This window comes from Pseudomonas sp. SD17-1, assembly GCF_029201585.1.
GTDB classification, from domain to species: Bacteria; Pseudomonadota; Gammaproteobacteria; order Pseudomonadales; family Pseudomonadaceae; genus Aquipseudomonas; species Aquipseudomonas palmensis.
On record NZ_CP104044.1, the window covers coordinates 2,143,646 to 2,169,800 of the forward strand.

A 26,155-nucleotide genomic window follows, 5' to 3' on the forward strand; every position below is an offset into this window, starting at 1 on the left:
AATGCTGACCGGCAGTTTAACAGCAAGCCTACTTCAACGGTTGCAGATGCTGGTGCAGCTTGCCGGTTTCCACCAGTTCCAGGAACTCGTCGCCCAGCCGCTGGCTTTCGCTCATGGCGGTACGCCAGTAACGTTGGCGGTTACCGGCATCGCCCATGAAGCGCTTGAAGTCGCTGCGATCCGGCAGCTTGCCGTAGGGCAGGCGGGCCAGGTACTGCGGCGAGGGTGCCAGCAACAGCACGTTCTGCAGGTACTGCGCATTGCTGCGCCGCCAGGGCAGGGCCTTGTCGAACCACCCCGGCACCACCTTGTGGGTGAAGTGAGGGTAAAGCACGATGTCCTCGCCGCTGTAGGGCAGGTCGAGGTGATAGTCGAGCAAGCCACCATCCCGGTAGGTGCCCGCCCCGACCCCCGGAATGTCCCGCACGCCTTCCATCACCATGGGAATGGAGCCTGAAGCGAGCAGGGCATGACGCAGGTTGTCGACCGCCAGCGGCAGGCAGCGCGAAGGGAAGTCCGTGAGGGGGTTCAACGGCGGTGCGCAGCGTGCGTCATGCAGGATCACGCGTTCGAAGTGCCGGGCCAGCCGCGAACGGCTCACGAGGTTGTCGGCAATCACCGACGACAGGCCTACGCCCAGTCGGCCTCGATGATCGTGCTGAAGCAGGCCGTGGCTTCTGACCAGCATGATGTTGAGCCGATAGTGGGGGTTGTCGAGAATGCGAGCATCCTGGCCCTCCAGCAGGTCATCGAGCATGCGACGACAGCTCTGGCTGACCTGGGCCTGGGTCACGCCCTTGGCGAAATCCTGCTCGGTATACAGATGGCCCAGGCGCAGCAGGGCCTGGGCGGGGTCGGGCAGGCAGGCACTGGCGAAGCGCCAGGAGCCGATCGATGCCCCGATCAGCGAGCGCGCGCGCGGTGCTGTGGGCAGCCACTGGCCGAACAGCGCCAGGTCGATACCCTGGATACCCAGCGCCTTGGGGCCGCCTGCAGCGCCCGGTAGCACCCCCACGTCTGCAGCCTGCAGACCGCGTTCGTGTACATGGGCAAACGCCCGCGTGCCGGCCTTGAGTGTCAGCGCTGGAAACTTGATCTGGATTGAGCTCATAAGGGCCTCGTTGTCCTGGATCAACGATTATAGAGAAGCGTGGACGGAACAGGGGCGCGCCTGAGCTATCATGGCGCCAGTTGTTTTCAGTTTCAGTTAAGTTCGGTTCGGTATTCTGAACCCGTAAGCAAGATTGATCCTAAATGGAGAGACACGATGAAAACATTGACTGCCCTGTTCGCCACCGCCGCCCTTGCCCTGAGCGCCAACGTTGCGCTGGCTAAAGACATCCCCACCAATGAAGTCGTGCAGCTGGTCCAGGCCAAGACCATCCTGTCGCTGGATGACCTCAACGCAAAAGCGCTGGCCAAGCATCCGGGTGCCACCATCAAGGACTCCGAGCTCGAGGACGTGTACGGCCGTTATGTGTACAAGGTCGAACTGCGTGACGCGCAGAACGTCGAATGGGACGTGGACCTTGATGCCAAGACCGGTGAAGTACTCAAGGACGCCAAGGACACCTGATGACTGCACGCAAGCGAACGGCACCGTGGCTGTTCCTCGCATTGCTGGTCTTCTGTACGCCGGCCCTGGCCCGCGACCTCGATCAGGATGAAGCCCTGGAGCTACGTCAGAAGGGCATCATCCTGCCGCTGGAGCAATTGTTGAACTCCGCCCTGGGGCGTTACCCCGGGGCGAAGTTGCTTGAGGCGGAGCTGGAAGAGAAGCACAACCGCTACGAGTACGAAGTCGAGCTGGTCACCCCGCAAGGGGTCGTGCGTGAAATCAAGTTCGATGCACGCACGGGTGTGCTGATCAAAGATGAGGAAGATGACTGATGCGCCTGTTACTGGTCGAGGACAACGTCCCGCTGGCCGATGAACTCACCCAGAGCCTGCAGCGCCAGGGCTACGCCATCGACTGGCTGGCCGACGGCCGAGATGCGGTGTACCAGGGTAGCAGCGAGCCCTATGACCTGATTATCCTGGACCTGGGGCTGCCCGGCCTGCCCGGCCTCGAGGTGCTGGCCCAATGGCGCGCCGGCGGGCTGTCGACCCCGGTGCTGATCCTGACCGCACGGGGTTCCTGGGCCGAGCGCATCGAGGGCCTCAAGGCCGGTGCCGACGATTACCTGAGCAAACCCTTTCACCCCGAAGAGCTGCAACTGCGCATCCAGTCGCTGCTGCGCCGCGCCCGTGGCCTGGCCAACCAGCCGACCCTGCAGGCCGCCGGCCTGCACCTGGACGAAGGCCGCCAGTGCGTGAGCCGCGACGGGCAGGACGTGCAACTGACCGCCGCCGAGTTTCGCCTGCTGCGCTACTTCATGTTGCACCCGCAGCAGATCCTTTCCAAAAGCCACCTGGCCGAGCACCTCTACAACGGCGAAACCGAACGCGACTCGAATGTGCTCGAAGTACACGTCAACCACCTGCGCCGCAAGCTGGGGCGCAGCGTGATCGAAACCCATCGCGGCCAGGGCTATCGCTTTGGCGGAGTGGTCGAGTGAAGTCGATCCAGGCGCGCCTGAGCCTGGGGCTGGTCGGTGTACTGGTGGTGGTCGGCCTGGCCCTGGCGCAGATCAGCCTGTGGCTGTTCGAGGTCGGGTTGCAGCGCTACCTGGAGACGGGGTTGCGCAAGGAAAGCGAAAACCTGCTGGTGGCGCTGGTGCGCGGCCACAGCGGCCTCGAACTGGACGAGCGACGCCTGTCGTCGGCGTACCAGCGGCCGTTTTCCGGCTACTACTTCCGTATCGATTTCGAAGGGGGCAGTTGGCGTTCCCGCTCGCTCTGGGACATGGACATGCCCCGTCCGCCAACTCCCGGCCTGCACGCGGGCCTGGAGCTGGGCCCGGCTGGCCAGCAACTGCTGGTGCTGCGTGCCGACTACCGGCGCCTGGGCCAGGCGATCTCGATCAGCGTGGCGCAGGACTATACCCCCGTGCGCGACGGCTTCCGGCGCATGCAGCAGCTCGGCCTTGGCCTGGGGCTGGTGGCGCTGCTGTTGATTCTGGTGCTGCAACGCATCACGGTCACACGCTCCCTGCGCCCACTGGAACGCACGCGCGAACAGATCGCCCAACTGCAGCAGGGCAAGCGCTCGCAGCTCGACAGTGAGGTGCCTGTCGAACTTGAGCCCCTGGTGGCGCAGATCAACCACCTGCTGGCACACACCGAAGACAGCCTCAGGCGTTCACGCAACGCGCTGGGCAACCTGGGGCATGCCCTGAAGACCCCCCTGGCGGTGCTGATGAGCCTGGCGTCGAGCGAGCGCCTGAACGACCTGCCCGAGGTTCGCGCCCAGTTGCAGGCTCAGCTGGAGCAGATCCAGCAACGTCTGAGCCGCGAACTCAATCGCGCCCGGCTGGCCGGCGATGCCCTGCCGGGGGCGCATTTCGATTGCGCCACCGAACTGCCGGGCCTGCTATCGACCCTGGGCATGATTCACGGCGATCACCTGCTCATCCGCCATCAGGTGCCCGATGGGCTGTCCTTGCCCTGGGACCGCGAAGACCTGCTCGAGCTGCTGGGCAACCTGCTGGACAACGCCTGCAAGTGGGCCGACAGCGAGGTCTGCCTGAGCATCGAGCAAGAGGGCGGGGTGTATCGCTTGTGGGTGGACGATGATGGCCCGGGCATCCCCGAAAATGCCAGGGCCGGGGTGCTGGAGCGCGGTGCGCGGCTCGACGAACAGGTCGATGGCCATGGGCTTGGCCTGGGCATCGTTCGCGATATCGCCGAAGCCTGGGGTGGGCAGATGAGGTTGCTGGAAAGCCCGCTGGGCGGGCTGCGGGTGAGCATCGAGCTACCCCGCAGGGCAGCCCGATAACACCATCAGACGCGGAACTGGTCCATCAGCCCCTGCTGCTGGTTGGCCAGGCTGTTCAGCGACTGGCTGACCCGCGCCGACTCATTGGCCTGCTCCGAGAGTGACTCGGTCACATCGCGAATGGTCGCCACGTTGTTGTTGATTTCCTCGGCCACCGCGCTCTGCTCTTCGGCGGCACTGGCAATCTGCAGGTTCATGTCGCTGATCACGGTGACGGCCTCGCCGATCTGGCGCAGCGCAGTCACCGCCTGACCGACCTGGTCGACGCTACCCTGGGCCTGGCGGTGGCTGCTGTCCATGGCGCCCACCACCTCGCGGGTGCCGGCCTGCAGTTGCTCGATCACCTGACGGGTCTCCTCCACCGACTCCTGGGTGCGTCGGGCCAGGTTGCGCACCTCGTCGGCCACCACCGCAAAGCCGCGCCCGGCTTCCCCGGCACGGGCCGCCTCGATGGCGGCATTGAGCGCCAGCAGGTTGGTCTGCTCGGCGATGGAGCGGATCACTTCCAGTACCGAACCGATCTTCTCGCTGTTGTCGGCCAACCCTTCGACCTGGGCCATGGCGGTGTTCATGTCGGCTGCCAGGGTATCGATGCTGGTGGTGGTGCGGTCGATCACCGCCAGGCCCTGACGGGTCGCCTGGTCGGCGTCACGCGCCGCCTGGGCCGCTTGCGCAGCACTGCGCGCCACATCCTGGGCGGTGGCGCTCATTTCGTGGGACGCCGTGGCCACCTGGTCGACCTGACGGTACTGCTGCTCCATGCCGGCGCTGGTCTGCGAGGCAATCGCCGAGGACTGGTCGGCAGTGTCGCGCGCCGCCTGCACCGAGCGTTTGACCTCGGCGATGATCGGCTGCAGCTTGTCGAGGAAGCGGTTGAACCAGCCGGCCAGTTCCCCCAGCTCGTCGCGCTTGTCGTAGTTCAGGCGGCGGGTCAGGTCGCCTTCGCCGCTGGCGATGTCCTTGAGCATGGCGGCCACGCCCAGGATGGGGCGGGTCACACTGCGCGCCATCACCCAGATCAGCAGCAGCCCCACGATCGCGGCCAGCACACCCAGGCCAAGCTCGATCAGGGTGCCACTGGTATTGCGCTGGTCGAGCTCGTTCTTGAGGGCCTCGGCCGGGCCGGTCAGGGCACTTTGCGGCACATCCAGCAGCACGCCCCAGGGCTTGCCCCCCGGAATCGGTGCAAACGATGCCAGCACCTTCAGGCGCTCGTCCTTGTGGAGGCTCTGCAGGGGCGTGCCGCTGCTCAGCAGGCCTATCAGCTCCTTGCCGCTGGTGCTGTCGACCTGGTCGAAGCGTTGCGCCAGCTTGCCCGCATCCGGGCTGTAGCCGGCCAGCAGGCCGACCGGGCTGATGATGCCGATGCGGGTCTGGCCCTGGTACAGGTTCTGGCTGGCCTGCTGGCTCAGCGCCTGCAGGCTGTTCAGGTTGATGTCGATCGACAGGGTGGCGACCACCTTGTCGGCCACGATCAGCGGGAACACGATGCTGGTCATCAGCACCCGCTGACCGGCGATGTCATAGAAGTAGGGTTCGATCACGCAGGTCTTGCGCGTGGTACGCGGGCACACCGACCAGGTGTTGGCCGGCTCGCCGCTGGGGCCGATGCTGGTGTCGGTCATGTCCTTTTCGGGCAGCGCCATCGAGGTCAGCTTGCCGGGCGTGGGCTGCGACCAGTACAGGGCAAAGCGGCCGGCCTCGTTGCTGCCCAGCTCGGCCTGGTTGGCGAACAGGGCATCCTTGTTGTCCAGGGCGTTGGGCTCGAACACCAGCGACAGCCCCAGCAGGTCGGGGTTGGCCTGCAGCGCGGCGCGCACCTGGCGGGTCATGTCCTCGCGCAGGTCGAAGGCGTCCAGAAAGCGCTTTTCGGCCTGCTCGCGCAAAAACAGCACCTGGCGCGCAAAGCCTGCACCGTACTGGTAGGCATCCATGAACTGGCGGCGGATGCTCAAGGCCTGGACTTCGCCCTGGGACTCGATACGCGACTGGGCCGCTTCGGTCAGCATCTGCATGCTGCTGGCCTTGACCAGCTCGGAGTTGTGCTCCATGCGGTACAGCGAAAGGCCCACCAGCAGCGTAACGATGCTGGCCAGGCAGAGCCCGGCCAGCAGGGTGATTTTCCACTGGATGGAAAGTTGTCTCGACGACATGACGAAGTCCTTTGATCCAAAAAAAGATTGAGGCTGACGACTGTAACGGCCAGGCGCAGTTTTTCTTTATTCAAACGTTCAATTGAAATGCGTCGTTTTCAGTCATGCATGCGACCCGCGTGCAGCCGTCTAGCCCCGTACTTTGACAAGTGGCGGGTGCTGCTTCAGAGTGTGCGCCCTCCCATTAAAACACCTGTCGTTCGGCCACTGCGCTCGCAGTCTGTCGCCGCAGCGCAAGCTTTGTCTGGTTTCTAGAGGTCATGAAATGAATGCAGTAATTGCCGCGGTCGGCATCATGCTGATATTGAGCCTGGCCCGTGTGCACGTGGTCATCGCCCTCATCATCGGCGCGCTCGCCGGCGGCCTGGTGGGCGGCCTGGGTATCGAAGGCACGCTCAAGGCGTTCAACGGCGGCCTGGGTGGCGGTGCCACGGTGGCATTGTCGTATGCGCTGCTGGGCGCATTCGCCGTGGCCATCGCCAAGTCCGGGCTGGCCCATGCGCTGGCCGATCGCGCCCTGTCGATGTTCCATGGTCAGCGCAATGCCGAAGGCGGCAAGATCAAGTGGCTGCTGATCGGCCTGTTGCTGGTGGTGGCGATCTCGTCGCAGAACATCCTGCCCATTCATATCGCCTTCATTCCGCTGCTGGTGCCGCCGCTGCTGTACGTGCTGACTCGCCTGCAGATCGATCGGCGCCTGGTGGCCTGCGTGATGACTTTCGGCCTGATCACCCCCTACATGTTCCTGCCAGTGGGGTTCGGCAACATCTTCCTCAATCAGATCCTGCTGGCCAACGTCAGCCGTAGCGGGGTGGACGTCAGCGGCGTCAACGTGACCCAGGCCATGGCGATACCGGCGGCGGGCATGCTGTTCGGGTTGCTGCTGGCGGTGTTCTTCAGCTACCGCAAAAAGCGCGTGTACGACGTGGCAAAGATCGAGCAGGTCGAGCAGGTGGCCGTCAGCTACAACCCGTTGACGCTGATGGTGGCCGGCTGTGCGATCGCCGCGGCGTTCATCATCCAGCTGTGGCTGGACTCGATGATCATCGGTGCGATGGCGGGCTTTCTGATCTTCTCGCTGTCGGGCATCGTGCGCTGGAAGGACACCGATGACCTGTTCACCGAAGGCATGAAGATGATGGCCATGATCGGCTTCATCATGATCGCCGCGTCCGGCTTTGCCGAGGTCATGAAGGCCACCGGCGAAGTGAAGACCCTGGTGGAGGCCTCGGCCGGCTGGATCGACCACAGCAAGGCGGTCGGGGCGCTGCTGATGCTGCTGGTGGGCCTGCTGGTGACCATGGGTATCGGTTCGTCGTTCTCCACGGTGCCGATCCTGGCGGCGATCTTCGTGCCGCTGTGCGTGCAACTGGGCTTCGACCCGCTGGCCACCGTGTGCATCGTCGGCACTGCCGGCGCGTTGGGTGATGCCGGCTCACCGGCGTCGGACTCGACCCTGGGCCCGACCTCGGGCCTGAACGTCGACGGCCAGCACCATCACATCTGGGACACGGTGGTGCCGACCTTCCTGCATTACAACCTGCCGTTGCTGGCGTTCGGCTGGGTAGCGGCGATGGTGCTGTAGCGCGCCAGGGTGCAGAGCTGGGCGCGAGGCTCAGCTTTTTCGCGGGGGCGGCGAGATGCGGTTGAGCACCGTATCGCCGTTCTTGTTGCGCGTCAGGTACACCGGCAGCACCTTGGGCATGTTGCTCACCAGGCGATTGACCTCGGTGGTGTTGTAGATGCCGCTGATGCGGATGCTGCCGGTACTGGCGTCCGCCAGCAGCAACGGCGTTTCCAGGTAGCGGTTGATCAGCGGCAGGGCCTGGTCCAGTGGCAGATTGTCGAGGATCAGCTTGCCGCCGCGCCAGGCCAGGCTGGTGTCGTGGGCATAGGTCTGGCTGAGGGCCGGCTCGTAGTCGCCGCGACGGTAGCTGGCCTGCATGCCGGGGCCCAGGCGATAGCCGCTGTCCGGGTCGCTGCTGTTGCTGCTGACCAGCACCGAACCTTCCACCAGGGTGACCTTCACCTGGTCCTGATACTTCCACACGTTGAACTGGGTACCGGTCACCCGGGTCTGGCCCTTGCCGGCACGCACCACGAACGGGTGCTGGGTATCGTGCTGCACCTTGAAGAAGGCCTCGCCGTTGACCAGCGTCACCCGTCGTTCGTCCTTGTAGTTGGCGTAGCGCAGGGTGGTGTTGAGGTTCAACTCCACCTCGCTGCCATCCGGCAGCACCGCGCGGGCGATGGCATTGCCGCTTTCAACGCGCTCATAGCTGTTGGGCAGCCAGCCCTGTTCCCAGCCCACCCAGGCGCCAATCGGCAGCGCCACCAGCGCCACGGCCGCAGCCGAGGCCAGCCGACGCAGGGCGCGCCCGCGGGGCCTGGCTGACAGGGTGATTACCGGGGCAGCAGGGCGGGGCAGGTGGTCGGCGGTCTGCCAGATCTCCTGCATGGCCTGGAATTCTTGCTCGTGCAGTGGGTCGGCTGCGCGCCATTGCGCGCAGGCGGCACGTTCCTGTTCACTGCAGTCCTCAGCATGCAGGCGCATGCACCAGTGCGCAGCGGCATCGGTGATGGCATCAAGTTCGGCTGCGCTGAGGCTGGTTTGGTTCATTGATACTCCCGGTTTTGGCCATTCTACCCTTGGCAGGTGGCCAACGAGAACCGAGTTCATCGTGAATGACTATCAGTTGTAAGAAATATTTGAACGAAAAACCACGCAAATGCGTGGTTTTTATCGTTTAAGCACCCGCCTGGAGCGTTGCGCGGCTCAGAACAGCTCGGCTGGCAACTGGTACAGCGGCGCACTGCCTGCGCGGATGCTGGCCTGCAACGACAGTACCCTGGGCAGCAGGCGCTCGACGTAGAAGGTAGCCGTGGCCAGCTTGGCCTCGTAGAACGCCGGCTCCTGCTCGCGCCGTTCGCGGGCAGTGGCCGCCATGCGCGACCACATGTAGGCGTAGGCCACATAGCCGAACAGGTGCAGGTACTCCACCGACGCCGCGCCCACCGCGTTGGCATCACCGGTGGCCTGCTCGCGTACCCACTGGCTCACGCTTTCCAGCTGCGCCAGGGCATGCAGCAGCGGTTCGCACAGGGGCGGACGGGTTTCACAGAAGCTGCGGATCTCGTTGGCGAACAGCGCCAGCGACTGTCCGCCATCGGCCACCACCTTGCGCCCCAGCAGGTCCAGCGCCTGGATGCCGTTGGTGCCTTCGTAGATCTGCGCGATGCGAACATCGCGCACCAGCTGTTCCTGGCCCCATTCGCGAATGTAGCCATGCCCGCCGAACACCTGCTGGCCCAGTACGCAGCTTTCCAGGCCCATGTCGGTGAAAAACGCCTTGGCCACCGGTGTCAGCAAGGCCACCAGGCGCTGCGCGGCCTCGCGCTCCTCCGGCTGCTCGGCGTACTTGGCGATATCCAGCTGCAGGCCGACATAGGTGGCGAACGCCCGGCCGCCTTCGGTCAGGGCGCGCATGCTCAGCAGCATGCGCCGTACATCGGCATGCACGATGATCGGGTCGGCCACCTTGTCGCTGGCCAGCGGCCCGGTGGCGGCGCGGCTTTGCAGGCGGTCCCGGGCGTAGCGTGCGGCGTTCTGGTACGACGCCTCGGCGCAGCCGATGCCCTGGATGCCGATGGACAGGCGCTCGTAGTTCATCATGGTGAACATCGCCGCCAGGCCGCGGTTGGGTTCGCCCACCAGGTAGCCCACGGCGCCATCGAAGTTCATCACGCAGGTGGCCGAGGCCTTGATGCCCATCTTGTGCTCGATCGATCCACAGCTCACCGCGTTGGTTTCACCCAGGCTGCCGTCCTCGCCCACCAGGCGCTTGGGCACCAGAAACAGCGAGATGCCCTTGGGCCCGGCCGGCGCGTCGGGCAGCTTGGCCAGCACCAGGTGCACGATGTTCTCGGTCAGGTCCTGGTCGCCGCCGGTGATGAAGATCTTGGTGCCGCTGACCCGGTAGCTGCCATCGGCCTGGGGTTCGGCCTTGCTGCGGATGATCCCCAGGTCGGTACCTGCATGCGGTTCGGTCAGGCACATGGTGCCGGCCCACTGCCCGCTGTACAGCGCCGGCAGGTAGGTGGCCTTCAATGCCTCGCTGGCGTGCGCGTCGATGGCCAGGCAGCAGCCGGCGCTCAGCGCCGAATACAGGCTGAAGCTGCAGTTGGCGGCGTAGAGCATCTCCTCGAACTGCACCGCGAGCATCTTGGGCATGCCCAGGCCGCCGTACTCGGGGTTGCCCGCCAGCCCGACCCAGCCGCCTTCGCGGTAGGTCTGCCAGGCCTGCACGAACCCCTGCGCAGTGGTGACCCGACCCTGCGCGAAGTGCACGCCTTCCTCATCGCCGCTGCGGTTGAGCGGGGCGATCAGCTGGCCGGTGATCTTGGCCGCCTCTTCCAGTATCGCATCGGCGGTATCCGCGTCGACGCTGGCCGCCAGCGCCGGCAGGCGTGCCCACAGGGCCGGGCCCTGGAACACTTCGTGAAGAACAAAACGCATGTCGCGCAGCGGTGCATTGAACTCAGGCATAACGGTTTCCGAATAAAGGTGAAAAAAGGTCAGAGCGCCTTGGCCCAGTCGCGCAACAGGTACTTCTGGATCTTGCCCGTGGAGGTTTTCGGCAGTTCGCTGAACACCACGGTCTTGGGCAGCTTGAAGCCGGCCAGATGCTCGCGGCAGAAGGCGATGATGTCCGCTTCGCGGGTACCTTCGAAACCGGCCTTGAGGGTGACGTAGGCACAGGGGGTTTCGCCCCATTTTTCATCCGGGCGGGCGACCACCGCAGCCTCGAGCACGGCCGGGTGGCGGTACAGCGTGTCTTCGACCTCGATGGTCGAGATGTTCTCGCCTCCGGAAATGATGATGTCCTTGAGCCGGTCCTTGATCTCCACATAGCCGTCGGCATGCCACACTGCCAGGTCGCCGGTATGGAACCAGCCGCCTCGGAAGGCTTCGGCGGTGGCCTCGGGGTTCTTCAGGTAGCCCTTCATCACGGTGTTGCCGCGCATGAAGATCTCGCCCAGCGTGTTGCCGTCGCGGGCCACCGGTTCAAGCGTTTGCGGGTCGGCCACCATGAGCCCCTCGAGGGTAGGGTAGCGCACGCCCTGGCGCGACTTGATGCGGGCCCGCTCCTCCAGCGGCTGCGCGTCCCATTCGGCATGCCAGGCACACACCGTCACCGGGCCGTAGACCTCGGTCAGGCCGTAGACGTGGGTCACCTTGATGCCCATTTCCTCCACCGCGCCGATCACCTTGGCGGGTGGCGCCGCCCCGGCCACCATCGCGTTCACGGGGTGGTCGATGGCGGCCTTGGCCGAGTCGGGCATGTTGATCAGCGCATTGAGCACGATCGGTGCGCCGCACAGGTGGGTGACCTGGTGCTCGCGAATCAGGGTCAAGATCTTCTGCGGGTCGACCCGGCGCAGGAACACATGGGTGCCGGCCAGGGCCGTCACGGTCCACGGGTAGCACCAGCCATTGCAGTGGAACATCGGCAGGGTCCACAGGTACACCGGGTGGTTGCCCATGGCCCAGGTCATCTGGTTGCCCAGTGCGTTCAGGTAGGCGCCGCGGTGGTGGTAGACCACCCCCTTGGGGTTGCCGGTGGTGCCGGAGGTGTAGCTCAACGAGATCGCCTGCCACTCGTCCTCGGGCCAGTGCCACACGAACTCGGGGTCGCCCTCGGCCAGGAAGGCTTCGTAATCCAGGTCGCTGACGGCGCGGCCCTCGCCGTACTCCGGGTCGTCCACATCGATCACCAGCGGCGGGTGGGCCATCAGGCCCAGCGCTGCTTCGATCACCTTGTGGAATTCGCGGTCGGTGATCAGCACCTTGGCTTCACCGTGCTCGAGCATGAACGCGATGGCCTCGGCATCCAGGCGCACGTTCAGGGCGTTGAGCACCGCACCGATCATCGGCACACCGAAATGCGCCTCGAGCATGGCCGGAATGTTGGGCAGCATCACCGCCACCGTATCGCCCAGCCCGATGCCGCGGCCGGCCAGGGCGCTGGCCAGGCGGCGGGAGCGCTGGTAGGTTTCCTGCCAGTTGCGGCGGATGGCACCATGGATCACCGCCGGGTAATCGCCATAGACCGCAGCCGTGCGTTCGATGAAACTCAGCGGGGAAAGGGCGACATGGTTGACGGGGGCGGGCTGCAGGCCCTGGGAGAAGATCGACATGAACGGTTCCTGTGCAGGAGGCAGCCGCGATCAGGCGCTGGCTGAAACCTCCGATGGCTGATTGTTAGCTCTGATCAGGTTTCTGGAAGGCGGTACGCAGACCGACTTCGGTGTTTCATTTTTACGCTGTTCTCCATATTACTTGGAAGATAGACTATAGCAATATGGTATAAATACTATAAAAAGCCGGAGCCCCAAGTGACCTTTCCTCCCTCGGCCTTGCTCGACAAGGACCCGCAACCCACCGTGCTGCTCGATGCCGCCGCCCAGGTGGTGGCCGCCAACCCGGCGGTGCAGGCGTTGTTCGACACCTGGCCCAAGCCGCCCGTGGGCAGCCTGCTGCCCGCCAACTACAAGGCGCTGGTGAGCGCCTGCCTGCACCAGCAGCGGGCGATTGCCGAGGTCGAGGCCCTGGTGCACCAGCGTATCCTGTTGTGGACCTTCGTCCCGCTGGAGGGCGGCCTGCAGGTGCTGGCCCGCTGCCGCGACGCCACGGTGGAGCGCCTGGCCGAGCGCGAGGCCAGCCAGGCACGTCGGTTGTACCGCCTGATCACCGAAAACACCACCGACCTGATCTCGCGCCATACCCCCGACGGGTGTTTCCTGGATGCTTCGCCGGCCTCCTATCGCCTGCTGGGCTACTGGCCGGAAGAGCTGCGCGGGGTGGCGGTGCAGTCGCTGTTTCACCCCCAGGACCGCCAGCAATCGCTGCTGCAGGCCTCCCAGGCGCTGGAGCAGGACGGCTACCAGACCATGACCTGCCGCGTGCGCCATCGCGATGGCCGCGACCTGTGGTTCGAGATCGCCAGCCGCGCCATCCGCGAAACCTACACCGGTGCGGTGGTCGAGATCGTCAGCGTGTCACGTGACATCACCGTGCGCATCGAAGCCCAGGAAAACCGCCGGCGCCTGGCCGAGGTGGTCGAGGCCAACACCGACCTGGTGCTGTTCACCGACCCCGCGGGCCAGCTCACCTACCTCAACCGTTCCGCCCGGCGAGCACTGGGCCTGCTGGAGGTGCAGGCCGTGCCGCCCCTGCGCGAGCTGCTGGACGAAGAAGCCCTGCAACGCCTCGACGAAGAGGGCTGGGCCTGCGCCGAGCGCGAAGGGGTGTGGCAATGCGAGGCGCGGCTGGCGCCCTACAACGGCTCGGCGCCGTTCCCGGTGTCGCTGGTACTGCTGGCGCACCGGGCCGCAGGTGGCGAGCGCTACTACTCGCTGGTGGCTCGCGACATGACCGAGCGCGAGCTGCGTGAACGCCAGCAGCGCCGGCACCAGGATGAACTGGCGCACACCGCGCGGCTGGTCACCCTGGGCGAGCTGGCCTCCGGCATCGCCCACGAGATCAACCAGCCGCTGGCAGCGGTGGTCAACTATGCCAGTGCCAGCCAGCGCTACCTGCTGGCGGTGGAGCGTGACCCGCAGGCGGCCGGGCGGGTCGCCCAGGGCCTGCAGCGCATCACCGAGCAGGCCACCCATGCCGCCGAAGTGATCAAGCGCCTGCGCTCGTTCCTGCGCAAGGAGCCGCGCCGCTTGCAGGCGCTCAACGTGGCCGATGTATCGCGCGAGGCCGTGCGCCTGTGTGCCTGGGAGGCGGCGCAGGCCCAGGTGACCATCGAGCAGCACATGGTGTACAACCTGCCGCCGGTATACGCCGACCGTGTCTTGCTCGAACAGGTCCTGCTCAACCTGTTGCGCAACGCCATCGACGCCAACCGCGAGCAGCATGCCGGGGCGCCTTCGCGCGTGCTGATCAGCGCCGACCAGCAGGCCGGTTGGCTGCGTATCCAGGTGGCCGACCAGGGCCCCGGGGTGGCCGCCGAGCAGCTGGACGGTATCTTCACCCCGTTTACCACCAGCAAGCCCGAAGGGCTGGGGCTGGGCTTGAGCATGAGCCGCAGTATCGTCGAAGGGTTCGGCGGTACCTTGCAGGCGCACCCGGGTGATACCGGCGGATTGATTTTGTGCTGTCGGCTGGCGCCGGTGGCCAGTGCATGAACAAGGGGATTTCCATGCAGGAACCGAAGGTCTACGTGGTCGACGACGACCAGGGCATGCTCGACTCCACCGTCTGGCTGCTGGAGTCGGTGGGCCTGCAGGCGCTGCCGTTCACCAGTGGCCAGGCTTTTCTGGAGGCCTGCGATGCGGCGTTGCCGGCGTGCGTGCTGCTGGATGTGCGCATGCCCGGCATGGGTGGGCTGAGCGTGCAGGAAGCCTTGCGCGCCCGGGGCGTGCAGGTGCCGGTGATCTTTGTCAGCGGGCATGCCGATGTGCCGATCGTGGTACGCGCCTTCAAGGCCGGGGCCATCGATTTCATCGAGAAGCCCTACAACGACCAGTTGTTGCTCGACAGCGTGCAGGATGCCCTGGGGCGCTCGTCACGGGTTCAGGTCAGCAGTCGCCAGCGCGATGAAGTGCAGGGGCGCATCGACAGCCTCACCCCGCGTGAGCGCGACGTGTTCGTGCCCCTGGTGCAGGGCTATACCAATCGGGAGATTGCCGAGCAGTTGCAGGTCAGCGTGAAGACCGTGGACCTGTACCGTTCGCGGGTGATGAAGCGCATGCAGGCCGAACACCTGCCGGACCTGGTGGGGATGGCGATTGCGTGTGGGGTGGTGGACCCCTTGAAACTGCGTTGAATGCATCGCGGGGCAAGCCCGCTCCCACAGGTACAGTGCAAGCCTGTGGGAGCGGGCTTGACCCGCGATTGGGTGTCAGGAGCGACGTCCCAGCAACAGCCCGACCACCAGCCCGAAGCCGGCCGAAATCGCCACGGTCTGCCACGGGTGGCCGCCAATGTAATCCTCGGTGGCATCCACCGCCGGCTTGGCCTTTTCACGCACGCCGCCCACCGCATCCAGGGCCTGCTTGAGCTTGAGGCCCACCTGTGCGCGCAGGGTCTCGGCTTCTTCGCCCACCAGGGTGGAGCTGTCCTTGAGCAGCTTGTCAGACTCTTCGATCAGCGCCTGCAGCTCGCTGAAGGCCTGGTCCTTGATTTGTTCGGCATCGGCTTTAAGGGTGCTTTTCCTGGCCATGTACGCTTCCTCGTTGAATGATGGTCACTGTATCAATGGATGCCTGAGCGCGCCGAAAGTTGCAGCGCCTTGGCGGCGCTCGGTGGCTACAGTGTAAGATAACCCCCATTTTCAAGTGGCAGGAATCACCATGAGTTTCAATCTGGCCAACATGAGCTTCGCCGAGCGGGCACAGATCGAGGACGAGAAGTCGCGACTGTTCGAGCTCTGGCAATCGAACCTGGGCAAGGCCAAGGCCGAAGCCGCGCGGCTGATCAGCGAGAAGCCGCGGCGCAAGGGCAAATGGGCCGAGTGGGTGCGCGCCGAGCTCGACGGCATGTCGCCGCCGGAGTTCGCCAACATGGTGCGCAGCGAAGTCAACAAGCTGATGGCGGCTGCCAAGTAGCCGACCCCCAGCGCTACCACGCCGTATCGGTGGGCTTGGGCAGCGCCAGCCGCCCGCTGTCGGTGAAGCGCATCGTGCCGAAGGCGCCCCCGGCCAGCTTGCCGCGCAGCACATAGGGCATGCCATCCAGGTTGCTCACCCGGCTCAGGCCCACGGCCTGGCGCAGCATCGAGAAGGCGGTGATGCTCACCGGAATGCTCAGTACCGCTTCGTCATAGCGCCCGATGCTGCCGTGCTGATCGCTGACCCCGGTTGCCAGCGGCTGGCCATTGACCTCCAGGTTGAGCGCCACGCCGTTGTAGTCGATGGGCGTTTCATTGGGGTTCTGCACCCGCAGTTTCACCGCCATGCGCATTTCCAGGTCCTGGCCGGGCAGCGGCTCGATGCCGATCACGCTGATGGTCAACGGGTCGCGCCCCTGCAGCAACGCGCAGGCGCTCAGGCTCAGGGCCAGCAGCAGGCCCAGGCCGGCACGCAGGGTATGACGCAGGAAACAGGGCATGGGGCTTGGCTCCGGACAAATGTCTCTGCAGTGTGGCAAATGCCCGGCGCGGTTGAAAGTGGCGCAAGCAGCGTAACAATCTGAATCATCTCTGGCCCGGCAACGGGTTTCGTCGCGAACCTCTCGCGCCGTAGGCTATCCAACGCCTGGGGCCACTGACGTTGTGCAGGAGATGAACGCGATGAACCGATGGTTGCCGGCACTGACCGGCGCAGCACTGAGCCTGATACTGGGCATGCCTGTTCAGGCCGCCGACGCGGGCAATCCCTACAACGACCCGGTGCGCCGCGCCAACCCCAATTCCCAGCAGGGCACCGTGCGTTCCACGCCACCGCCGCGCGGGCCTTCCACCCAGCCGCTGCCGCGCCCACCCACCCTCGACAATGGCGGCATCGGCAACGGCCAGAACCTGCGCCGTGAACAGGTACCGCCGCGCCTGGACCCCTCCCGCCCGCCGCGCGAATCGACGCGTACGCCCTGATCGCTTGGCCCACTGCAAGGAACCCTGCATGTCTTCACGTACCTGGCTACTCTCCCTCTGCGCTGCGGCGCTGTTGCCGCTGACCGCCACCGCCGCCCCTGAGCGCACCTTCCCCAGCGAAGAAGGCCAGCTCACCGTCAGTACCCTGGCCGAGGGGCTGAAGAACCCCTGGGCGCTGGCGTTCCTGCCCGACGGGCAGGGCATGCTGGTGACCGAGCGCCAGGGCAACCTGCGCATCATCAGTGCCGACGGCAAGGTCGGTTCGCCGTTGAGCGGCGTGCCGCAGGTGTGGGCCAAGGGGCAGGGCGGGTTGCTCGACGTGGCGCTGTCGCCGCAGTTCGAGCAGGACCGCATGGTCTACCTCTCGTATGCCGAAGGCGGGGGTGATGGCGACACGGCCGGTACTACCGTGGGGCGCGGCCGCCTGTCGAGCGACAACCTGCGCCTGGACGACTTCAACGTGATCTTCCGCCAGCAGCCCAAGCTGTCCAGCGGCAACCACTTCGGTTCGCGGCTGGTGTTCGACCGCGACGGCTACCTGTTCATCGCCCTGGGCGAGAACAACCAGCGGCCCACCGCGCAGGACCTGGACAAGCTGCAGGGCAAGGTGGTGCGCATCCTGCCCGACGGCCAGGTGCCCAAGGACAACCCCTTTGTCGGCCAGAGCAACGTGCGCCCCGAGATCTGGTCGTATGGCCATCGCAACCAGCAGGGCGCGGCATTGAACCCGTGGACAGGCGAACTGTGGACCAACGAGCACGGGCCTCGCGGCGGCGACGAGATCAACATTCCCAAGCCGGGCAAGAACTACGGCTGGCCCCTGGCGACGCACGGCATCAACTACTCGCTGCTGCCGATACCCGAGGCCAAGGGCAAGCGCGTCGAGGGCGCGGTGGACCCGCTGCACGTGTGGGAGAAGTCCCCGGCCATCAGCGGCATGGCGTTCTACGACAACCCGCGTTTCAAGGCCTGGGACCACAACCTGTTCATCGGCGCGCTGGCCGCCCAGGAGCTGATCCGCCTGCAACTGGATGGCGACAAGGTGGTGCATGAAGAGCGCCTGCTGGGGCAGTTGAATGCGCGTATTCGCGATGTGCGGGTGGGGCCGGACGGCTTTCTCTATGTGCTGACCGACGAGAGTGACGGTGCGCTGCTGAAGGTGGGCCTGACGCAGTAAGCGGTGGCGCGTGCTTCGCCGGCAAGGCCGGCTGCTGCAGGCGAAGCACGCCCCGCAAACCTCACTGATGCTACCCTTGGCCTTTTTCCGCACAGGCCCCCGGCATGTCCAGCCTCACCCCGCTGTCGTTGTACCAGCAATCCATCGAGCTCAATGGCTTTGTCCCCGACGCTGCGCAGCAGCATGCCGTCGACTGCCTTCAAGCCTGCTTCGAGGCTCTTGAGCGCGGCGAGGTGGCGCGTGGGGTATACCTGTGGGGCCCGGTCGGGCGCGGCAAGACCTGGCTCATGGACCAGTTCCACCGCTGCCTGCAGGTGCCCGCCCGCCGCCAGCACTTTCACCACTTCATGCGCTGGGTGCATCAGCGCCTGTTCCAGCTCAACGGCACCGCCGACCCCTTGCAGGCCCTTGCCCACGGCCTGGCCGAAGAGATCCGCGTGCTGTGCTTCGACGAACTGTTCGTCAACGACATCGGTGACGCCATCATTCTCGGTCGCCTGTTCCAGGTGCTGTTCGACAGCGGCGTGGTCATCGTCGCCACCTCCAACCAGCCGCCGGCGCAGCTTTACGCCGACGGTTTCAATCGCGAACGCTTCGTGCCGGCGATTGCCGCCATCGAGCGGCACATGCACGTGGTGGCGGTGGACGGCGGCCAGGACCATCGCCTGCATCCCGGTGCCGAACTGCAACGCTACTGGGTGCGCCAGCCGGGCCAGCCCAGCGCGCTGGCCCGGGTGTTCGAGCAGTCGAGCGCGGGTGAACCGGTCACCTGCGAGGACCTGAGCCTGGGCTACCGCACGGTCAAGGTGGTGCGACGCAGCACCTCGGCGGTGTGGTGCACTTACAACGAACTGTGCGAGCAGCCCCTGGCCGCCATGGACTTCATGGCCCTGTGTGATCGCTTCAAGGTCATTCTGCTGGGCGAGGTGCCTGCACTCGGGGCCCGGCAACGACCGGGCAGAATCGCCCGCGGCACCGAGGACGGCGCCGAGCGGGTAGTGGCGGGGGATCGTGAACTGCCGCAGCTGTCGATTCACGACGACAGCGTGCGGCGCTTCATCGCGCTGGTCGATGAATGCTATGACCGCCGCGTGGCGCTGTACGTGGAGGCCGAGGTGGCACTCGAGGCGCTGTATACCGAAGGCTACCTGGAGTTCCCATTCCGTCGCACCCTCAGCCGGCTGCGCGAGATGCAACTGCAACGCTTCTGCTGAAGCCGCTCAGCTGTGCACCCAGCCCAGGGTCAGCAGCACCAGCACCAGGTAACGCCCGGCCTTGGCCACGGTCACCAGCAGCATGAAACGCCAGAATGGCTCGCGCATGATCCCGGCGATCAGCGTCAGCGGGTCGCCGATCACCGGCATCCAGCTCAACAGCAGCGACCACTGGCCATAGCGCTGGTAGCGCTGCTGGGCCCTGTCCAGCTGGGCCTGGCTGAACGGAAACCAGCGCTTGTCGCGCAAGTGCTCGATACCCCGGCCCAGCAGCCAGTTGACCACCGAGCCCAGTACATTGCCGGCGGTGGCAATCGCCAGCAGCAGCAACCAGGCATCAGGTTCGTGCAGCAGCAGCCCGACCAATACCGCCTCGGACTGCAACGGCAGCAGGGTGGCGGCGCCAAAGGCGCTGAGGAACAGCCCCCAGCCGCTCAGCATGGCGCCGTGCTCACGGGTAGTTGGCGACCACTTCGTCGGTGCCGTCGCGGGTCAGGCCGATGACCTGGTAGGCATCCTTGTGATCGCCCATTTCCATGCCTGGCGAGCCCATCGGCATGCCCGGCACGGCCAGGCCGCGCAGGTCGGGACGCTTGGCCAGCAGCTGGATCTGCTCGGCCGGCACATGGCCCTCGACGAACTTGCCGTCGATCACCCCGGTGTGGCACGACGCCAGGCGCGGCGCCACGCCCAGGCGCTGCTTGACTGCACTCATGTTCGGCTCCACATGGTCATTCACGCTAAAGCCGTTGTCGCGCAGGTGGCTGATCCATTCCTTGCAGCAACCGCAGTTGGGGTCGCGGTACACATCGATGGTCTGGCCGGCCTGGGCCAGCGCACTCATGGCCAGCAGGCCGAAGGCAACGAAATTCTTTTTCAGCATCGTGGATCTCCGGGGCCGCCGTCAGGGCAACCCGCGTCTCGAATGATCGGTGGTCGGTCAGTGCAACAGGGTAACCGGGCTCATGGCTGGAGCATAGCCGGGTGAAGCTGTCGCCAGACTGAGCGCTGCATTACAGATTTGTAAGGTAGGACACTGCCTGCGTGACCTGTGGGAGCACTCGCTCCTCTAACCCCAAACGATGGCGTCGTGCCTGGTCAGGGCGACCATCGGTGATGGAGTACCACAGTCAATCAAGGAAACATGACCCATGCAGGCACTCAAGGCCTACTTCAAGCGTCACGGGCACGAGCCGTTCCGGTTCGGTGAAGGGCGTATCAGCGGCTACCTGTCGGCCATGCTCGGCTTGCTCAGCCTGCTGGCGGTGCTGTGCTTTCTGTTCCCGCAGTGGCTGACCTTCGGCGAGTTCCGCAAGGTCTACAGCGAGCAGTTCGCCCGCACCCTGCTGCTGGCCGGGCTGGTGCTGGCGTTCAGCCTGGGCACCCTCAACATCCTGCTCAACCGGCGCAAGCGCCTGGGCTTCACCGGCATCAGCGCGGCGGGCCTGGCCGTGTTTCTGGGCGGCACCAACATTCAGACCGAAACCATCGGTCAAACCCCGTATTCCCTTGGCCTTGACTGGTTCGTGCTGGCGCTGCTGGTTTCGGCGATCATCTTCATCCCGCTGGAAAAGCTCTACGCCAAGGACCCGCAGCAGAACATCCTGCGTCCGCAATGGCGTACCGACCTGAGCTACTTCTTCGTCAGCCACATGCTGGTGCAGTTCATCCTGATCTTCGTCACCGCCTCGTCCACCTGGCTGGCCGGCTGGGTGGTGTCCGAAACGCTGCAGGCCAAGGTGCAGAGCCTGCCGATCGTGGTGCAGTTCGTGCTGGCGGTGTTCGTCGCCGACCTGGGGCAGTACTGGCTGCACCGCCTGTACCACGTGGTGCCGTGGATGTGGCGCTTCCATGCGGTGCACCATTCCAGCACCGCGATGGACTGGCTGGCCGGCTCGCGCATCCATTTCGCCGAAATCCTGCTGACCCGCACCGGCGTGCTGGTACCGCTGATCCTGCTGGGCTTCTCGCCGCAGGCGATGAATGCCTACGTGATCCTGGTGGGTGTGCAGGCGGTGCTGGCGCATGCCAACGTGCGAATCGACGGCGGCTGGCTGAACTACGTGCTGGTGATGCCGCGCTACCACCACTGGCACCATGCCCGGCACAAGGACTACATCTACAAGAACTACGCGATCCACCTGCCCCTGGTCGACATGCTGTTCGGCACCTTCAAGTTGCCGCGCAAGGAATGGCCGACCCGCTACGGCGTGTTCGGCAAGGACCTGCCCGAAGGCATCGTGCGCCAGCACCTGTACCCGCTGCAAAAGCCCGAGCCCAAGGCCTGATAGCCCTTTGCCCGCTGCCCCATGCTGCGTTAGCCTTGCCGGGTGAACGGCATTGGGGCCAGGAGTATCCATGGACAACGTGATCATCATTACCGGCGCCGGTCGCGGCATTGGCGCGGCCACTGCGCTGGCCGCTGCGCGGGCCGGCTACCGCATCTGCATCAACTACCTTGCCGATGACGCCTCGGCCCATCGCGTGCTGGAGCAGGTGCGCGCGCTGGGTGCCGAGGCGATCACGGTGCGCGCCGATGTCAGCGTCGAGGATGAAATCATCCAGCTGTTCCAGCGTGTCGACAAGGAACTGGGCCGGGTCACGGCGCTGGTCAACAACGCCGGCACCATCGGCCACCAGAGCCGGGTGGAAGAGATGTCCGAGTTTCGCCTGCTCAAGCTGATGAAAACCAACGTGGTGGGGCCGATGCTGTGCGCCAGGCATGCGCTGCAACGCATGTCGACCCGCCATGGCGGGCCGGGCGGTGCCATCGTCAACGTGTCATCGGTGGCCGCGCGGTTGGGTTCGCCCAACGAGTATGTCGACTACGCCGCCTCCAAGGGCGCGCTGGACACCTTCACCCTGGGCCTGGCCAAGGAAGTGGCGGGCGAGGGCGTGCGTGTCAATGGCGTACGGCCGGGCTACATCTTCACCGACTTCCATGCCCTCAGCGGCGATGCCGAGCGGGTCCGCAAGCTGGAACCGGGCATCCCCATGGGCCGTGGCGGGCAGGCGGCCGAAGTGGCCGAAGCGATCCTGTGGCTGCTGTCGGACAAGGCCTCCTACACCACCGGCAGCTTCATCGACCTGGGCGGTGGGCGCTGAGCGCGCAGCATGGCCAAGGATATCGACAACCCGTGCATCTCGGCGTGCAAGCTCAGCGGCGAGCTGTGCGTGAGCTGCGGGCGCAGCAAGGACGAGATCAAGCAGTGGAAGCGCATGAAGCGGCCCGAGAAAATGGCCACGGTGGAGCGGGCGGCCAAGCGCCTGAAGGCCCTGAAGAAGAAAAACAAGCGCTAGGCCGCAGGTAGCGCGCCATCCTGACGCGCGCCCAGCGGTGGTCAGTGGGTGTTGACCAGGTCCTCTTCCTCCAGCCCGCGCGAGGCGCGGCCGACCAGCAACGGGTCGGGCTGGTGCGCGACTTTCGGGTCCTTGTCGGGGTAGTCCAGCGTGTGCAGGAAGTGGCGGATGCAGTTCAGGCGCGCGCGCTTCTTGTCGTCCGACTTGATCACGGTCCACGGTGCATCGGCAGTATCGGTGTGGAAGTACATCGCCTCCTTGGCGGCGGTGTACTCGTCCCACTTGTCCAGCGACTTGATGTCGATGGGCGAGAGCTTCCAGTGCTTGAGCGGGTCGTCACGGCGCGAGATGAACCGGCGCAGTTGCTCTTCGCGGTTCACCGAGAACCAGAACTTGAACAGCAGGATGCCGCTGTTGCACAGCATGCGTTCCAGCTCCGGGGTCTGACGCATGAACTCCAGGTACTGCATCGGCGTGCAGAAGTCCATCACCCGCTCGACGCCGGCGCGGTTGTACCAGGAGCGGTCGAAGAAGACCATTTCACCGGCGGTGGGCAGGTGCTGGATGTAGCGCTGGAAGTACCACTGGCCCTTCTCCTGGTCGGAAGGTTTTTCCAGGGCCACGATACGTGCGCCACGCGGGTTCAGGTGCTCCATGAAGCGCTTGATGGTGCCGCCCTTGCCGGCGGCATCGCGGCCTTCGAACAGCACCACGATGCGCTGGCCGGTGGCTTTTACCCAGTTCTGTACCTTCAGCAGCTCTATCTGCAGCTCATGCTTGGCCTTTTCGTACTCGGCGCGGCGCATGCGGTTGCGGTAGGGGTAATTGGCGGGCAGGGCGGCAGACACGCTGTCTTCGTTGGAGCCGCGACGCGGCGCACTGGCGACCTGCAGCGCGGCAGGCTCGTGGCTGATGGCACTGATTTCGATTTCGGCAGGGATCACCTGAGCAGGCTTGCGCGGGGCGCGTGGGCGGCGCGAACGAGTGACGGCCGCTTTGGGCGTGGCCGGCGAACTGCTGTCGTTGGACGAGGCGGATGGCAGGGGCAGGGGGTGTACGGTGGATTCTTCGCTCATGGTGGGCCTGTTTTGCGTTCTGATTTCCTCTATCTAGTGTAGGAGTGTGATTTTGCGATCTGTTGATCCTGGTCAATAGCGTGGAGGCAAGTGGCCATATATCACGCGGTAACGGTGGTGCTGCAATCGCGGGTCAAGCCCGCTCCCACAGAAACCGTCGAACCTGTGGGAGCGGGCTTGACCCGCGATTGCAGACGGCACGGTCTCAGATCTGCACCAACCGCCCCGCATGCTCGGCCGGCAACCGGTCCCCACGCCCGAACAGCTTGTGGCGCAAGGTGCCCGCCTCATACTCGGTGCGATAGCGCCCGCGCCGCTGCAGTTCCGGCACCACCGTGTCGACCACCGCCTGCAGGTCATCCGGCACCACCGCGTAGGTGAGGTTGAAGCCGTCGATGCCGGTGGCATCCAGCCATTGCTCCAGCTGGTCGGCAATCTCCACCGGCGACCCCAGCAGCACCGGGCCACGCCCGCCCAGGCTGACGAACTCCGCCGCCTCGCGCACGGTCCAGCGCCGGTTCGGGTCCGACCTGGTAAAGGCGGCCAGCGCCGTGCGCCCGGCATCGTTCTCGATGTACTCGATCAGCGCATCCGGCTCCAGGTTGGAAAAATCGATGCCGGTCCAGCCCGACAGCAAGGCCAGCGCCGCCTCGATATCCACGTACTGGCGGTACTCGTCCAGCCTGGCCTGGGCCGCTTCGCGCGTGTCACCCACGATCAGCAGCGCCTGCGCGTATATCAGCACCTCGCCTTCCTGGCGCCCGGCCTCACGCGTGGCCTGGCGAATGCCGTCCACATAGCTGCGCAGTACCGTCTGGGTCGGGCCGCTGATGAACACGCATTCGGCATGGGTAGCGGCAAAGCGCTGCCCGCGTGCCGAGGCGCCGGCCTGGAACAGCACCGGGGTGCGCTGGGGCGATGGTTCGCTCAGGTGCACGCCAGGCACCTGGAAGTGCGCACCGGCATGCCCGATCGGGTGCACCCGCGCAGGCTCCACGAACACCCCGCGGGCCCGGTCGCGGACCACCGCATCGTCGTCCCAGCTCTTCTCCCACAGCTTGTAGAGCACCTGCAGGTACTCCTCGGCCAGCTCGTAACGCTCGTCGTGGGCCAGCTGCCGGGCCAGCCCCAGGTTGCGCGCGGCGCTGTCCAGGTAGCCGGTGACGATGTTCCAGCCCACCCGCCCGTCGCTCAGGTGATCGAGGGTCGACATGCGCCGGGCGAACGGGTACGGGTGCTCATAGGTGAGGCTGAAGGTGATGCCGAAGCCCAGGTGCTCGGTGACCCCGGCCATGGCCGGCACGATCAGCAACGGATCGTTCACCGGTACCTGCACGCCGCCGCGCAGGGCTGCGTCGTGGCTGCCCTGGTACACGTCGTACACGCCCAGCACATCCGCGATGAACAGCGCGTCGAAACGTCCGCGCTCCAGCAGCCTGGCCAGCCCGGTCCAGTAGCTCAGGCGATTGAAATCGCTGCTGGTGTTGCGTGGGTGGCGCCATAGCCCCGGCGACTGGTGCGTGGCGGCGTTCATGCTGAAGGCGTTGAAACGGATGGGCTTGGACATGCTCGAATCGCTCGCGGTCAAGGCAGTACGGAGACGGGGTACACGGCGTCGGCGACCTTGAGCGGCTTGGGAATCAGGCCCAGGCCCTGGAAGGTGTCCGCCAGCTTCTGCTGTTCGGCCGTGATCTCGGGGGTGATGGCCACCGCGTTGTAGTTGCGACGCTCGCTGGCCACTTCCAGCACGTCGGCGCCGATACCCAGTTGCGGAGCCAGCAGGGCCGCCACTTCCTTGGGTTTTGCGTTGGCCCAGTTGCTGACCTTGCCCAGCTCGGTGAAGAAGGTCTTGAGCACACCACGGTTCTCGTCGGCAAAGGCTGGCGAAGACAGGTAGAAGGTGCGGTTGTTGGTCAGCCCGGTGCCGTCGCGCAGGGTCTTGAGGCCGGGTTGTTTTTCCGCTGCGGCGAGGAAGGGGTCCCACAGGGTCACGGCCTTGACGCTGCCCGATTGCAGGGCGGCCACGGCATCGGCGGCGTTGTTGACGTAGGCCGGGTCGATGTCCTTGTAGCTCAGGCCGGTGTCCTGCAGGGCCACGGCCAGCAGATACTGGGCATTCCAGCCGCGACCGGTGGCCACGCGCTGGCCCTTGAGGGCGGCGATATCGGCGACCTTGTCCTGCTCGCGCACCACAATGCCGATGCCGCGCGGGTAGGGCTGTTCGGCGGCCAGGTACACCACCGACTTGCCCGACGCCTGGGCGAACACCGAGGGCGCATCGGCGGCGTGCCCCAGGTCGATGGCGCCGGTGCTCAGGGCCTCGAGCAACTGCGGGCCGGCGGCGAACTCGTACCAGCTGACCTTGATGCCTTGCGGCGCCAGGGCTTTTTCCAGGGCGCCGGAGCCCTTGAGAATGTTGACGCTGTTGAACTTCTGGTAGCCGATACGCAGGTTCTTGGTTGGCTCGGCGTAGGCGGCCGGGCCAGGCAGTACCAGGCTGGCGAGCGCGGCAAAGGCACCGCCAAGCAGCACGCGGCGCAGGGTCGAAGGAGGTTTGTTGGACATGGTGAGGGCTCCGCAGGCGGGTTCGTCAGGTGTTTTCTGGTAGGGCCTGAAAGTAAAGGCTGACGCCCGCGGAGTGCAATTTTTTTATTACTTTTAGTTAGAACAAATAGTTATTTTTATATCCTTTTTGAATTTATCGGCCGTGCCAGTCGCCCACAAAAAAGCCCCCGACGGGTCGGGGGCTTTGTGTGT

26 protein-coding genes are annotated in these 26,155 nt (G+C 65.4%); 14 read left to right on the forward strand and 12 right to left on the reverse strand.

The window, feature by feature from the left end:
- Window positions 1-28: 28 nt before the first annotated feature.
- Window positions 29-1,111: a patatin-like phospholipase family protein gene (locus N0B28_RS09620; RefSeq protein WP_043861142.1), complete on the reverse strand. Its 1,083-nt coding sequence runs from the start codon at window positions 1,109-1,111 to the stop codon at window positions 29-31.
- Window positions 1,112-1,267: 156 nt separating this feature from the next.
- Here N0B28_RS09620 and N0B28_RS09625 point away from each other — a divergent pair, with 156 nt between their 5' ends.
- Genes N0B28_RS09625 through N0B28_RS09640 form a run of 4 tightly spaced genes read left to right on the forward strand, consistent with a single transcriptional unit; the run spans window position 1,268 to window position 3,877 of the window.
- Window positions 1,268-1,576 carry a PepSY domain-containing protein gene (locus N0B28_RS09625; protein ID WP_043861141.1) on the forward strand — a complete coding sequence of 103 codons (309 nt, stop codon included), beginning with the start codon at window positions 1,268-1,270 and terminating at the stop codon, window positions 1,574-1,576.
- Complete coding sequence (locus N0B28_RS09630) at window positions 1,576-1,890, forward strand: PepSY domain-containing protein (protein ID WP_043861140.1); 315 nt, start codon at window positions 1,576-1,578, stop codon at window positions 1,888-1,890. Before N0B28_RS09625 ends, N0B28_RS09630 begins: the two co-directional genes overlap by 1 nt.
- Window positions 1,890-2,558, forward strand: coding sequence for a response regulator transcription factor (locus tag N0B28_RS09635; protein WP_043861139.1), 669 nt, complete (start codon window positions 1,890-1,892; stop codon window positions 2,556-2,558). Before N0B28_RS09630 ends, N0B28_RS09635 begins: the two co-directional genes overlap by 1 nt.
- Window positions 2,555-3,877, forward strand: a complete 1,323-nt coding sequence (locus N0B28_RS09640; RefSeq protein ID WP_043861138.1) for a sensor histidine kinase — start codon at window positions 2,555-2,557, stop codon at window positions 3,875-3,877. The genes N0B28_RS09635 and N0B28_RS09640 overlap by 4 nt, the downstream gene beginning before the upstream one ends.
- A gap of 5 nt (window positions 3,878-3,882) precedes the next feature.
- On the opposite strand, the gene N0B28_RS09645 is transcribed toward N0B28_RS09640, so the two are convergent.
- Window positions 3,883-6,030 (reverse strand): methyl-accepting chemotaxis protein, encoded by a 2,148-nt coding sequence (locus N0B28_RS09645; RefSeq protein WP_275731596.1) that lies wholly within the window; start codon window positions 6,028-6,030, stop codon window positions 3,883-3,885.
- Between the two features lie 265 nt (window positions 6,031-6,295).
- Between N0B28_RS09645 and N0B28_RS09650 the strand changes: the two genes are divergently transcribed.
- The gene (locus tag N0B28_RS09650) at window positions 6,296-7,615 is read left to right on the forward strand and encodes a Na+/H+ antiporter NhaC family protein (protein WP_054916515.1); all 1,320 of its coding nucleotides are present in this window, start codon (window positions 6,296-6,298) and stop codon (window positions 7,613-7,615) included.
- A gap of 30 nt (window positions 7,616-7,645) precedes the next feature.
- On the opposite strand, the gene N0B28_RS09655 is transcribed toward N0B28_RS09650, so the two are convergent.
- The 3 genes from N0B28_RS09655 to N0B28_RS09665 form a co-directional block, all read right to left on the reverse strand.
- Entirely contained in the window at window positions 7,646-8,650 is a 1,005-nt protein-coding gene (locus tag N0B28_RS09655) for a FecR family protein (RefSeq protein WP_043861136.1), read from the reverse strand.
- Window positions 8,651-8,806: 156 nt separating this feature from the next.
- Window positions 8,807-10,576, reverse strand: a complete 1,770-nt coding sequence (locus N0B28_RS09660) for an acyl-CoA dehydrogenase C-terminal domain-containing protein (RefSeq protein WP_058540428.1) — start codon at window positions 10,574-10,576, stop codon at window positions 8,807-8,809.
- 29 nt (window positions 10,577-10,605) lie between these two features.
- Window positions 10,606-12,228, reverse strand: a complete 1,623-nt coding sequence (locus N0B28_RS09665; protein WP_088514884.1) for an acyl-CoA synthetase — start codon at window positions 12,226-12,228, stop codon at window positions 10,606-10,608.
- 198 nt (window positions 12,229-12,426) lie between these two features.
- Here N0B28_RS09665 and N0B28_RS09670 point away from each other — a divergent pair, with 198 nt between their 5' ends.
- Both N0B28_RS09670 and N0B28_RS09675 read left to right on the forward strand, forming a co-directional pair.
- A complete protein-coding gene (locus N0B28_RS09670; protein ID WP_275731599.1) occupies window positions 12,427-14,226 on the forward strand; it encodes a PAS domain S-box protein in 1,800 nt (599 codons plus the stop codon).
- 14 nt (window positions 14,227-14,240) lie between these two features.
- On the forward strand, window positions 14,241-14,867 hold the full coding sequence (locus N0B28_RS09675; RefSeq protein WP_088514900.1) for a response regulator: 627 nt from the start codon (window positions 14,241-14,243) through the stop codon (window positions 14,865-14,867).
- A gap of 75 nt (window positions 14,868-14,942) precedes the next feature.
- On the opposite strand, the gene N0B28_RS09680 is transcribed toward N0B28_RS09675, so the two are convergent.
- Window positions 14,943-15,263, reverse strand: coding sequence for a DUF883 family protein (locus N0B28_RS09680; protein WP_043861132.1), 321 nt, complete (start codon window positions 15,261-15,263; stop codon window positions 14,943-14,945).
- 130 nt (window positions 15,264-15,393) lie between these two features.
- On the opposite strand from N0B28_RS09680, the gene N0B28_RS09685 reads away from it, so the two are divergent.
- Window positions 15,394-15,648, forward strand: coding sequence for a hypothetical protein (locus N0B28_RS09685; protein ID WP_043861131.1), 255 nt, complete (start codon window positions 15,394-15,396; stop codon window positions 15,646-15,648).
- Between the two features lie 13 nt (window positions 15,649-15,661).
- Here the strand turns inward: N0B28_RS09685 and N0B28_RS09690 are convergent, their stop codons facing one another.
- Window positions 15,662-16,150, reverse strand: coding sequence for an LEA type 2 family protein (locus N0B28_RS09690; RefSeq protein ID WP_123753239.1), 489 nt, complete (start codon window positions 16,148-16,150; stop codon window positions 15,662-15,664).
- A 235-nt stretch (window positions 16,151-16,385) separates the two neighbouring features.
- Here N0B28_RS09690 and N0B28_RS09695 point away from each other — a divergent pair, with 235 nt between their 5' ends.
- From N0B28_RS09695 to zapE, 3 genes are all read left to right on the forward strand, one after another.
- Window positions 16,386-16,631, forward strand: a complete 246-nt coding sequence (locus tag N0B28_RS09695) for a hypothetical protein (RefSeq protein WP_229590274.1) — start codon at window positions 16,386-16,388, stop codon at window positions 16,629-16,631.
- A 28-nt stretch (window positions 16,632-16,659) separates the two neighbouring features.
- Window positions 16,660-17,808 (forward strand): PQQ-dependent sugar dehydrogenase, encoded by a 1,149-nt coding sequence (locus N0B28_RS09700; RefSeq protein ID WP_043861128.1) that lies wholly within the window; start codon window positions 16,660-16,662, stop codon window positions 17,806-17,808.
- A gap of 104 nt (window positions 17,809-17,912) precedes the next feature.
- Complete coding sequence (gene zapE / locus N0B28_RS09705) at window positions 17,913-19,022, forward strand: cell division protein ZapE (RefSeq protein WP_236176063.1); 1,110 nt, start codon at window positions 17,913-17,915, stop codon at window positions 19,020-19,022.
- 6 nt (window positions 19,023-19,028) lie between these two features.
- On the opposite strand, the gene N0B28_RS09710 is transcribed toward zapE, so the two are convergent.
- Together N0B28_RS09710 and N0B28_RS09715 are read right to left on the reverse strand one after the other, a co-directional pair.
- Window positions 19,029-19,463, reverse strand: a complete 435-nt coding sequence (locus N0B28_RS09710) for a YqaA family protein (RefSeq protein WP_043861126.1) — start codon at window positions 19,461-19,463, stop codon at window positions 19,029-19,031.
- A gap of 10 nt (window positions 19,464-19,473) precedes the next feature.
- A complete protein-coding gene (locus tag N0B28_RS09715; RefSeq protein WP_043861125.1) occupies window positions 19,474-19,905 on the reverse strand; it encodes a DUF411 domain-containing protein in 432 nt (143 codons plus the stop codon).
- 268 nt (window positions 19,906-20,173) lie between these two features.
- On the opposite strand from N0B28_RS09715, the gene N0B28_RS09720 reads away from it, so the two are divergent.
- The 3 genes from N0B28_RS09720 to N0B28_RS09730 all read left to right on the forward strand — a co-directional run bounded on the left by N0B28_RS09720 (window position 20,174) and on the right by N0B28_RS09730 (window position 22,322).
- Window positions 20,174-21,310, forward strand: coding sequence for a sterol desaturase family protein (locus tag N0B28_RS09720; protein WP_043861124.1), 1,137 nt, complete (start codon window positions 20,174-20,176; stop codon window positions 21,308-21,310).
- A 70-nt stretch (window positions 21,311-21,380) separates the two neighbouring features.
- Window positions 21,381-22,127, forward strand: a complete 747-nt coding sequence (locus N0B28_RS09725) for an SDR family oxidoreductase (RefSeq protein ID WP_043861123.1) — start codon at window positions 21,381-21,383, stop codon at window positions 22,125-22,127.
- A gap of 9 nt (window positions 22,128-22,136) precedes the next feature.
- Window positions 22,137-22,322: a DUF1289 domain-containing protein gene (locus N0B28_RS09730; RefSeq protein WP_043861122.1), complete on the forward strand. Its 186-nt coding sequence runs from the start codon at window positions 22,137-22,139 to the stop codon at window positions 22,320-22,322.
- A 41-nt stretch (window positions 22,323-22,363) separates the two neighbouring features.
- Here N0B28_RS09730 and ppk2 read toward each other — a convergent pair whose 3' ends face one another.
- The 3 genes from ppk2 to N0B28_RS09745 form a co-directional block, all read right to left on the reverse strand.
- The gene (gene ppk2 / locus N0B28_RS09735) at window positions 22,364-23,398 is read right to left on the reverse strand and encodes a polyphosphate kinase 2 (protein WP_043861121.1); all 1,035 of its coding nucleotides are present in this window, start codon (window positions 23,396-23,398) and stop codon (window positions 22,364-22,366) included.
- A 205-nt stretch (window positions 23,399-23,603) separates the two neighbouring features.
- A complete protein-coding gene (locus N0B28_RS09740) occupies window positions 23,604-24,965 on the reverse strand; it encodes an LLM class flavin-dependent oxidoreductase (RefSeq protein WP_104572613.1) in 1,362 nt (453 codons plus the stop codon).
- Window positions 24,966-24,982: 17 nt separating this feature from the next.
- Window positions 24,983-25,963, reverse strand: a complete 981-nt coding sequence (locus N0B28_RS09745; RefSeq protein WP_100632474.1) for an aliphatic sulfonate ABC transporter substrate-binding protein — start codon at window positions 25,961-25,963, stop codon at window positions 24,983-24,985.
- Window positions 25,964-26,155 lie beyond the last annotated feature (192 nt).

Excerpts from the sequence above, each read along its gene's own strand:
- zapE (WP_236176063.1), top strand. The coding sequence starts at position 17,913 with ATGTCCAGCCTCACCCCGCTGTCGTTGTACCAGCAATCCATCGAGCTC.
- N0B28_RS09660 (WP_058540428.1), bottom strand. The coding sequence starts at position 10,576 with ATGCCTGAGTTCAATGCACCGCTGCGCGACATGCGTTTTGTTCTTCAC.
- N0B28_RS09650 (WP_054916515.1), top strand. The coding sequence starts at position 6,296 with ATGAATGCAGTAATTGCCGCGGTCGGCATCATGCTGATATTGAGCCTG.
- N0B28_RS09715 (WP_043861125.1), bottom strand. The coding sequence starts at position 19,905 with ATGCTGAAAAAGAATTTCGTTGCCTTCGGCCTGCTGGCCATGAGTGCG.
- ppk2 (WP_043861121.1), bottom strand. The coding sequence starts at position 23,398 with ATGAGCGAAGAATCCACCGTACACCCCCTGCCCCTGCCATCCGCCTCG.
- N0B28_RS09655 (WP_043861136.1), bottom strand. The coding sequence starts at position 8,650 with ATGAACCAAACCAGCCTCAGCGCAGCCGAACTTGATGCCATCACCGAT.
- N0B28_RS09695 (WP_229590274.1), top strand. The coding sequence starts at position 16,386 with ATGCCTGTTCAGGCCGCCGACGCGGGCAATCCCTACAACGACCCGGTG.
- N0B28_RS09680 (WP_043861132.1), bottom strand. The coding sequence starts at position 15,263 with ATGGCCAGGAAAAGCACCCTTAAAGCCGATGCCGAACAAATCAAGGAC.
- N0B28_RS09635 (WP_043861139.1), top strand. The coding sequence starts at position 1,890 with ATGCGCCTGTTACTGGTCGAGGACAACGTCCCGCTGGCCGATGAACTC.
- N0B28_RS09690 (WP_123753239.1), bottom strand. The coding sequence starts at position 16,150 with ATGCCCTGTTTCCTGCGTCATACCCTGCGTGCCGGCCTGGGCCTGCTG.
- N0B28_RS09685 (WP_043861131.1), top strand. The coding sequence starts at position 15,394 with ATGAGTTTCAATCTGGCCAACATGAGCTTCGCCGAGCGGGCACAGATC.
- N0B28_RS09745 (WP_100632474.1), bottom strand. The coding sequence starts at position 25,963 with ATGTCCAACAAACCTCCTTCGACCCTGCGCCGCGTGCTGCTTGGCGGT.
- N0B28_RS09730 (WP_043861122.1), top strand. The coding sequence starts at position 22,137 with ATGGCCAAGGATATCGACAACCCGTGCATCTCGGCGTGCAAGCTCAGC.
- N0B28_RS09630 (WP_043861140.1), top strand. The coding sequence starts at position 1,576 with ATGACTGCACGCAAGCGAACGGCACCGTGGCTGTTCCTCGCATTGCTG.
- N0B28_RS09720 (WP_043861124.1), top strand. The coding sequence starts at position 20,174 with ATGCAGGCACTCAAGGCCTACTTCAAGCGTCACGGGCACGAGCCGTTC.
- N0B28_RS09710 (WP_043861126.1), bottom strand. The coding sequence starts at position 19,463 with ATGCTGAGCGGCTGGGGGCTGTTCCTCAGCGCCTTTGGCGCCGCCACC.
- N0B28_RS09645 (WP_275731596.1), bottom strand. The coding sequence starts at position 6,030 with ATGTCGTCGAGACAACTTTCCATCCAGTGGAAAATCACCCTGCTGGCC.
- N0B28_RS09740 (WP_104572613.1), bottom strand. The coding sequence starts at position 24,965 with ATGTCCAAGCCCATCCGTTTCAACGCCTTCAGCATGAACGCCGCCACG.
- N0B28_RS09625 (WP_043861141.1), top strand. The coding sequence starts at position 1,268 with ATGAAAACATTGACTGCCCTGTTCGCCACCGCCGCCCTTGCCCTGAGC.
- N0B28_RS09675 (WP_088514900.1), top strand. The coding sequence starts at position 14,241 with ATGCAGGAACCGAAGGTCTACGTGGTCGACGACGACCAGGGCATGCTC.
- N0B28_RS09620 (WP_043861142.1), bottom strand. The coding sequence starts at position 1,111 with ATGAGCTCAATCCAGATCAAGTTTCCAGCGCTGACACTCAAGGCCGGC.
- N0B28_RS09665 (WP_088514884.1), bottom strand. The coding sequence starts at position 12,228 with ATGTCGATCTTCTCCCAGGGCCTGCAGCCCGCCCCCGTCAACCATGTC.
- N0B28_RS09700 (WP_043861128.1), top strand. The coding sequence starts at position 16,660 with ATGTCTTCACGTACCTGGCTACTCTCCCTCTGCGCTGCGGCGCTGTTG.
- N0B28_RS09725 (WP_043861123.1), top strand. The coding sequence starts at position 21,381 with ATGGACAACGTGATCATCATTACCGGCGCCGGTCGCGGCATTGGCGCG.